This is a genomic window from Microbacterium sp. NPDC058342 (genome assembly GCF_042723935.1).
Taxonomy (GTDB): domain Bacteria; phylum Actinomycetota; class Actinomycetes; order Actinomycetales; family Microbacteriaceae; genus Microbacterium.
In genome coordinates this window covers 1,921,240-1,928,192 of the sequence record NZ_JBHXID010000001.1, presented here as the reverse complement: position 1 = coordinate 1,928,192, position 6,953 = coordinate 1,921,240, and the positions used below count along the sequence as shown (strand labels likewise).

8 protein-coding genes are annotated in these 6,953 nt (G+C 69.9%); 7 read left to right on the top strand and 1 reads right to left on the bottom strand.

Annotated features, from left to right (window positions below):
- On the top strand, window positions 1–1,972 hold a 1,972-nt coding region (locus tag ACFWHT_RS09010; RefSeq protein WP_378827496.1), incomplete at its 5' end, for an Rne/Rng family ribonuclease.
- Here the strand turns inward: ACFWHT_RS09010 and ACFWHT_RS09005 are convergent.
- Entirely contained in the window at window positions 1,940–2,203 is a 264-nt protein-coding gene (locus tag ACFWHT_RS09005; RefSeq protein ID WP_378827494.1) for a DUF4031 domain-containing protein, read from the bottom strand. The genes ACFWHT_RS09010 and ACFWHT_RS09005 overlap by 33 nt on opposite strands.
- Window positions 2,204–2,416: 213 nt before the next feature.
- On the opposite strand from ACFWHT_RS09005, the gene rplU reads away from it, so the two are divergent.
- The 6 genes from rplU to ACFWHT_RS08975 all read left to right on the top strand — a co-directional run bounded on the left by rplU (window position 2,417) and on the right by ACFWHT_RS08975 (window position 6,952).
- Window positions 2,417–2,725, top strand: coding sequence for a 50S ribosomal protein L21 (gene rplU, locus ACFWHT_RS09000; RefSeq protein WP_378827492.1), 309 nt, complete (start codon window positions 2,417–2,419; stop codon window positions 2,723–2,725).
- Window positions 2,726–2,745: 20 nt separating this feature from the next.
- The gene (rpmA, locus tag ACFWHT_RS08995; protein WP_309128565.1) at window positions 2,746–3,003 is read left to right on the top strand and encodes a 50S ribosomal protein L27; all 258 of its coding nucleotides are present in this window, start codon (window positions 2,746–2,748) and stop codon (window positions 3,001–3,003) included.
- A gap of 76 nt (window positions 3,004–3,079) precedes the next feature.
- Complete coding sequence (gene obgE, locus ACFWHT_RS08990; RefSeq protein WP_378827490.1) at window positions 3,080–4,579, top strand: GTPase ObgE; 1,500 nt, start codon at window positions 3,080–3,082, stop codon at window positions 4,577–4,579.
- Complete coding sequence (gene proB, locus ACFWHT_RS08985) at window positions 4,576–5,361, top strand: glutamate 5-kinase (protein ID WP_378827488.1); 786 nt, start codon at window positions 4,576–4,578, stop codon at window positions 5,359–5,361. The genes obgE and proB overlap by 4 nt, the downstream gene beginning before the upstream one ends.
- 51 nt (window positions 5,362–5,412) lie before the next feature.
- Complete coding sequence (locus tag ACFWHT_RS08980) at window positions 5,413–6,690, top strand: glutamate-5-semialdehyde dehydrogenase (RefSeq protein WP_378827486.1); 1,278 nt, start codon at window positions 5,413–5,415, stop codon at window positions 6,688–6,690.
- A 49-nt stretch (window positions 6,691–6,739) separates the two neighbouring features.
- On the top strand, window positions 6,740–6,952 hold the full coding sequence (locus tag ACFWHT_RS08975) for a hypothetical protein (RefSeq protein WP_378827485.1): 213 nt from the start codon (window positions 6,740–6,742) through the stop codon (window positions 6,950–6,952).
- The last annotated feature ends 1 nt before the right edge of the window (window position 6,953 follow it).

Genomic DNA, 6,953 nt, shown 5'->3' with positions numbered 1-6,953 from the left:
GTATTCCGCCCCGCGCCCCGGGGCCCCCGTGGGGGAGCCGGCGCCGCCCGCCGCGCCGGGTGGGGGTTCCGGGGGTCGCGGGGCCCGCCCCCCCCCCCACGACGGCCGCGACGAACCGCGCCAGCGCCAGCGCTCGGTCGAGTACATCACCGAGCCCAAGGCCATCAAGGGCTCGACGCGCCTGGAGGCCAAGAAGCAGCGCCGGCGCGACGGCCGCGATGCCGGCCGCCGACGTCCCGTCGTGACCGAGGCCGAGTTCCTCGCCCGTCGCGAGGCCGTCGACCGGATGATGGTCGTGCGCGCCAAGAACGGCCGCACCCAGATCGGCGTCCTCGAGGACAACGTGCTCGTGGAGCACTACGTGGCGCGCAACCAGGACGCATCGCTGATCGGCAACGTCTACCTCGGCCGCGTGCAGAACGTGCTGCCCAGCATGGAGGCCGCGTTCGTCGACATCGGGCGCGGCCGCAACGCCGTGCTGTACTCGGGCGAGGTCGACTGGGACTCCGTGGAGACCGGCAACCAGCCTCGTCGCATCGAGCTCGCACTCAAGCCCGGTGACCGCGTGCTCGTCCAGGTCACCAAGGACCCGGTCGGCCACAAGGGCGCTCGCCTGACGAGCCAGATCTCCCTCCCCGGCCGCTACCTCGTGTACGTGCCCGGCGGATCGATGAACGGCATCTCGCGCAAGCTGCCCGACAACGAGCGCGCGCGCCTCAAGCGAATCCTCAAGGAGGTGCTGCCCGAATCCTCCGGCGTGATCGTCCGCACCGCGGCCGAGGGTGCCACCGAGGAGCAGTTGACCCGCGACGTGCAGCGCCTCACCTCGCAGTGGGAGCACATTCAGAAGCTGGTCGAGTCTCAGCAGGCGCCCGCACTGCTGCACGCCGAGCCCGACCTGCTGGTCAAGATCGTCCGCGATGTCTTCAACGAGGACTTCACGCGGATGACGATCCAGGGCGATGACGCGCATCGCACCATCAGCGCGTATCTCGAAAGCGTCGCGCCCGACCTGCTCGAACGCGTCGAGACGTACGCCGACGACGTCGATCCGTTCGACGCCTACCGCATCACGGAGCAGATCGAGAAGGCCCTCGATCGCAAGGTGTGGCTGCCTTCGGGCGGCTCGCTGGTGATCGACCGCACCGAGGCGATGACGGTCGTCGACGTGAACACCGGCAAGTTCGTCGGCTCCGGGGGCAACCTCGAGGAGACCGTCACCAAGAACAACCTCGAAGCGGCCGAGGAGATCGTGCGCCAGCTGCGACTGCGCGACATCGGCGGCATCATCGTCGTCGACTTCATCGACATGGTCCTCGAGTCCAACCGCGACCTGGTGCTGCGCCGTCTGGTCGAGTGCCTGAGTCGTGACCGCACGAAGCATCAGGTCGCCGAGGTCACCTCGCTCGGCCTGGTGCAGATGACGCGCAAGAAGCTCGGACTCGGGCTGCTGGAGACCTTCAGCGAGGCGTGCGAGGTCTGCGCGGGACGCGGCGTCATCGTGCACCACGATCCCGTCGTCAAGCACCGCGGTGGTGCCTCGAACGCACAGGGCCGCCGCTCGCGAGGGGGCTCTTCCTCCTCGCAGCAGAACAGTCAGGCCCAGGCTCCGGCTCCGGCCGCGGCGAACGGGGGCACCCACAGCATCACCGAGGGCGCCAAGTCGGCGTTGGCCGCGATCGCCGCTTCCACCATCGCGCCGGTGACGGGCGAGGTGCCGGTGAGTGAGGCTCCGGAGCCGGACACGGCAGCCGAGCGGCCGAAGAAGGGCCGGAAGAAGCGCGGTGCCGAGCGCCGCGCGCCGAAGTCGGAGGCCGAGCAGCTGCTGGACTCCGTGCTCGACGCCCTTCCCGAGCCTAAGGCCCCCGGCCAGGGGCGCGGCCGGCGCCGGGTCACCACCGCCATGCTGACAGCTTCGCCGTCGACCGGTCAGGACGCCTCAGCGGTCGCGGGCCCGGACCCGCAGTCCTGATGCGATCAGACGCCTCGTGAGCTCCTTGCCGCCGACGCGCTCCGCCCCGGCGGCGAGGAGCCGCGGCAGCGCGTCGGCGGGGACGTCGTAGTGATCGCGGTCGAACGCCCGGCGGGGCAGCGCCTGCGCGATCGCGAAATCGTGCAGCTCGGTCAGGCTCTCGTCGCTGACGAGATGCGCCCACAGCCGGCCGTGCGCCGGCCAGATGGGGTCGTCGACGAGAACGGTCATGCCGAGATCCTAGGCCGATGACACGCCCCGCCGCTCGCTTTGCGGCATCGCCTCACTTCCGGTAAAGTTGTCCTTTGGTGCGAGGCCCCTGCCGGCTGTCCCGGTCGCAGGAGAAGTCTTGCGTCCGCACCCGCCGCTCAGGCGGCGAACGCAAGCAACAGTCTTCCCGTGAGATTCCCGGAGCGATCCGCTCCCCAACGAAACAGGTATGAAGTGGTTTACGCAGTAGTGCGCGCCGGTGGCCGGCAGGAGAAGGTCGAGGTCGGCACGATCGTTCAGCTCGACCGTGTTCAGGCTGCCCAGGGCGAGAAGATCGAGCTTCCCGCCGTGCTTCTCGTCGACGGCGCCACGGTGACCACCGACGCCGACAAGCTGGCGAAGGTCACGGTCACCGCTGAGGTCCTCGGCGACCTCCGCGGCCCGAAGATCATCATCCAGAAGTACAAGAACAAGACCGGCTACAAGAAGCGCCAGGGCCACCGCCAGGAGCTCACGCGCGTCAAGATCACCGGCATCAAGTAAGCACGGGAAGAGGCTGAACAATGGCACATAAGAAGGGTGCGAGCTCGACCCGCAACGGTCGTGACTCCAACGCACAGCGACTCGGCGTGAAGCGCTTCGGCGGCCAGACCGTCAACGCCGGCGAGATCCTCGTCCGTCAGCGCGGCACGCACTTCCACCCCGGCGTCAATGTCGGCCGTGGCGGCGACGACACGCTCTTCGCCCTCGCCGCCGGCTCGGTGGAGTTCGGCGCGAAGGGCGGCCGCAAGGTCGTCAACATCGTCGCAGCCGCGCAGTAAGCGCAGCGCGCAGCAAGGACGGGGCGGGCTTCGGCTCGCCCCGTCCTGCGTATAGCCACAGTCAGAGGAGCACGACATGGTCACCTTCGTCGACACCGTCACCCTGCACCTGCGCGCGGGCAAGGGCGGGAACGGGTGCGTCTCGGTGCACCGCGAGAAGTTCAAGCCTCTCGGTGGACCCGACGGCGGCAACGGCGGCGACGGCGGCGACATCGTGCTCGTCGGGGACCCACAGGTGACGACGCTGCTGTCGTACCACCACTCTCCGCACCGCAGCGCCGGCAACGGCGGCTTCGGGATGGGCGATCACCGCTCCGGCGCCGAGGGGGAGTCGCTCGAGCTCCCGGTTCCCCTGGGCACCGTCGTGAAGAGCGCGGACGGCGATGTGCTGCACGACATGGTCACGCCGGGGGAGCGCTTCGTGGTCGCCGAGGGCGGGCGCGGAGGCCTTGGCAACGCCGCTCTCTCCTCGCCCAAGCGCAAAGCGCCGGGGTTCGCGCTCCTCGGCACCCCCGGTCACGAGGGCTCTGTGGTCCTCGAGCTCAAGACCGTGGCCGACGTCGCACTGGTCGGCTACCCCTCCGCCGGCAAATCCAGCCTGATCGCCGCGATGTCCGCGGCCAGGCCGAAGATCGCCGACTACCCCTTCACGACCCTGCACCCGAATCTCGGCGTCGTGCAGGCGGGCGACAGCCGCTACACCGTCGCCGACGTCCCAGGCCTCATCGAGGGCGCGAGCGAGGGCAAGGGCCTGGGTCTGGAGTTCCTGCGCCACGTCGAGCGCTGCAGCGCCCTGCTGCACGTGCTGGACTGCGCGACACTCGAGCCCGGCCGTGATCCGCTGTCCGACCTCGATGTGATCCTCGCCGAGCTCGCCGCCTACGAGGTGCCCGAGGGGCAGACGCCCCTGCTCGAGCGTCCCCAGCTGGTCGCCCTCAACAAGCTGGACGTGCCCGAGGCGCGCGAGCTCGCAGAACTGGTGCGCCCCGACATCGAGGCACGCGGCTTCCGGGTGTTCGAGATCTCGACGGTCTCCCGCGAAGGGCTTCGCCCGCTCAGCTTCGCCCTCGCGGAGCTGGTGGACGAGCACCGTGCCGCAGTCGCCGTGGAGGTGCCGCCGGAGAGGGTCGTCATCCGTCCCCGGGGAACCGAAGCGCAGTTCAGCATCCGGGTCGAAGGCGGCACCTACGGCAACGTCTACCGCGTGCTCGGCGAGAAGCCCGTGCGCTGGGTGCAGCAGACCGATTTCCAGAACGAGGAGGCGGTCGGCTACCTCGGCGACCGGCTCGAGCGCCTGGGCGTCGAGGACGGCCTGCTCAAAGCCGGCGCGGTGGCCGGCTCCACCGTCGTGATCGGCCAGGGTGACAACAGCGTCGTGTTCGACTGGGAGCCCTCGATCGCCTCCACCGCAGAGCTCATGACCTCGCCGCGCGGCACCGATGTGCGCATCGGCGGCAGCAACCGTCGGACGACCAGTGAGCGGCGTGAGCGCTATCACGAGCGGATGGATGCCAAGGCGGCGGCGCGCGCCGAGCTCGAAGAGCAGCGCCGCGCGTCCCGAGAGGGTGAGGAATGACCACCGTCAACCGCGCGGATCTGGCATCCGCCGGACGAATAGTGGTGAAGGTCGGTTCGTCCTCCATCAGCGGCGAGGCATCGTGGCGCATCCCGATGATCGTGCAGGCGCTGTCCACCGCCCACCGCCGCGGTGCGGAGATCATCCTCGTCTCGTCGGGTGCGATCGCCACGGGCATCCCGGTGCTGGCGCTGGAGTCTCGTCCCACCGACCTCGCCACACAGCAGGCCTCCGCAGCGGTCGGCCAGAACCTGCTCGTCTACCGCTATCAGGAGGCGCTGCGGCCGTTCGGCATCCTGGCGGGTCAGGTGCTGCTGACCACCGGTGACCTGGAGAACGCGACATCGCGCAGCAACGCGCGCCGGGCCATGGACCGCCTCCTGGCGCTGCGGGTGCTGCCGATCGTGAACGAGAACGACACCGTGGCCACGCAGGAGATCCGCTTCGGCGACAACGACCGGCTCGCGGCTCTCGTCGCCCAGCTGCTGGACGCCGATGCGCTTGTGCTGCTCAGCGACGTCGAATCCCTCTACACCAAGCCTCCCGCCGATCCTGGCGCGGAGCCGATCGATCTGGTGCGCTCCGACGCCGATCTGTCGGGCCTGGAGTTCGGCGCATCGGTCGTGAACAGCGTGGGCACCGGCGGCGCGGCGACGAAGGTCTCCGCCGCCCGAATGGCCGCGGCCTCGGGCATCGGCGTGCTGGTCACCAGCGCGGACCTCGTGGGAAAGGCCCTCGAGGGGGCCGCCGTCGGCACCTGGTTCGAGCCCGCCGGCCGCTGAGCGCCGGTCACACGCGGTCGGCGCCTATGCGCACGCCGATACACTGACCGGATGAGCATCCCCACCGTCGTCGACTCGTCGCCGGACACCGCACAGCATCGCCTGGCGCGCGCGAAGGAGGCCTCGCGATCCATCGCCCGGCTGACGAGCGGCGAGAAGGAGCAGGCGCTGGAGGCCATCGCGACGGCGATCGAGGAGAACATCGAGCGCATCGTCACCGCCAACGCCCTCGACATCGCGCACGGCCGGGAGAACGGCATCGGGGATGCGCTGATCGACCGGCTGCGCCTGGACGAGCTGCGGGTGCGCGCCCTGGCATCCGCCGTGCGCGACGTCGCCGCCCTGCCCGACCCGGTCGGGCAGGTGCTCGGCGGACACCGGATGCCCAACGGCGTCGCCCTCGAGCAGGTGCGCGTGCCCTTCGGGGTGGTCGGGGCGATCTACGAGGCTCGTCCCAACGTCACCGTCGACATCGCCGCGCTCGCGCTGCGCGCCGGCAACGCAGCCGTGCTCCGGGGCGGGAGCGCGGCACGTGAGTCGAACACGGTGCTGGTGGAGATCATGCGCGCGGCGCTGAATTCGGCCGGCATCGACCCCGAGGCCATCCAGACCGTCGACGACTTCGGTCGCGAGGGAGCGAGGGCGCTCATGCACGGGCGCGGATACATCGACGTGCTCGTGCCGCGGGGGAGTGCCGCTCTCATCGAGACCGTCGTCACCGAGTCGACCGTGCCCGTGATCGAGACGGGTGCCGGCGTGGTGCACATCGTGCTCGACGAGTCGGCGCCGGTGGAGTGGGCGCGCGACATCGTCGTGAACGCCAAGGTGCAGCGACCCAGCGTCTGCAACGCGGTCGAGACGGTGCTGGTGCTGCGCCAGGCCGCGCCGCTGCTGGTTCCCGTGGTCGCGAGCGCGCTGCAGAGCGAGGGCGTGGCGGTGCACGGCGACGACATGGTGGCGGGGCTCGTGTCGAACGTGATCCCGGCCACCGAGGAGGACTGGTCGACGGAATACCTCAGCCTGGACATCGCGATGAAGGTCGTCGACACGCTCGACGACGCCCTCGCCCATATCCGGCGGTACAGCACCGGCCACACGGAGTCCATCGTGACGACCGATTCCCGCAACGCCGAGCGCTTCCTCGCCGAGGTCGACTCGGCGGTCGTGATGGCCAACGCCTCCACGCGCTTCACCGACGGCGCCGAGTTCGGATTCGGCGCCGAGGTCGGCATCTCCACCCAGAAGCTGCACACCCGCGGGCCGATGGGCGTCTCGGAGCTGACCAGCACCAAATGGCTCGCGCGGGGGTCCGGCCAGACGCGGGGTTGAGGACTAGACTGGTCAGGCGTTTGCTTGACAGCTCAGAAATGGAGCAAGAATGAACCTCGTCGCACAGGTCGCGCTGGCCGCAGCCGAGACCGAGCACCACGGGAATGTGGCGGCCGACACCCTGATCTACGGCGTTCTCGCGGCCCTCGCGTTCGGTCTGCTCGCTGTCGTCACGCTGTCGTACCGCAACGTCGCGAACCGTCACTCGGCGAAGGCCGAGGCGTTCGCCGAGAAGCACGGCAAGGAAGGTCACGGCCACTAGG

What these genes read in the sequence shown, in the direction of transcription:
- ACFWHT_RS08980 (WP_378827486.1), top strand. Translation starts at nt 5,413, where the DNA reads ATGAGCATCCCCACCGTCGTCGACTCGTCGCCGGACACCGCACAGCAT.
- ACFWHT_RS09005 (WP_378827494.1), bottom strand. Translation starts at nt 2,203, where the DNA reads ATGACCGTTCTCGTCGACGACCCCATCTGGCCGGCGCACGGCCGGCTG.
- obgE (WP_378827490.1), top strand. Translation starts at nt 3,080, where the DNA reads ATGGTCACCTTCGTCGACACCGTCACCCTGCACCTGCGCGCGGGCAAG.
- rpmA (WP_309128565.1), top strand. Translation starts at nt 2,746, where the DNA reads ATGGCACATAAGAAGGGTGCGAGCTCGACCCGCAACGGTCGTGACTCC.
- proB (WP_378827488.1), top strand. Translation starts at nt 4,576, where the DNA reads ATGACCACCGTCAACCGCGCGGATCTGGCATCCGCCGGACGAATAGTG.
- ACFWHT_RS08975 (WP_378827485.1), top strand. Translation starts at nt 6,740, where the DNA reads ATGAACCTCGTCGCACAGGTCGCGCTGGCCGCAGCCGAGACCGAGCAC.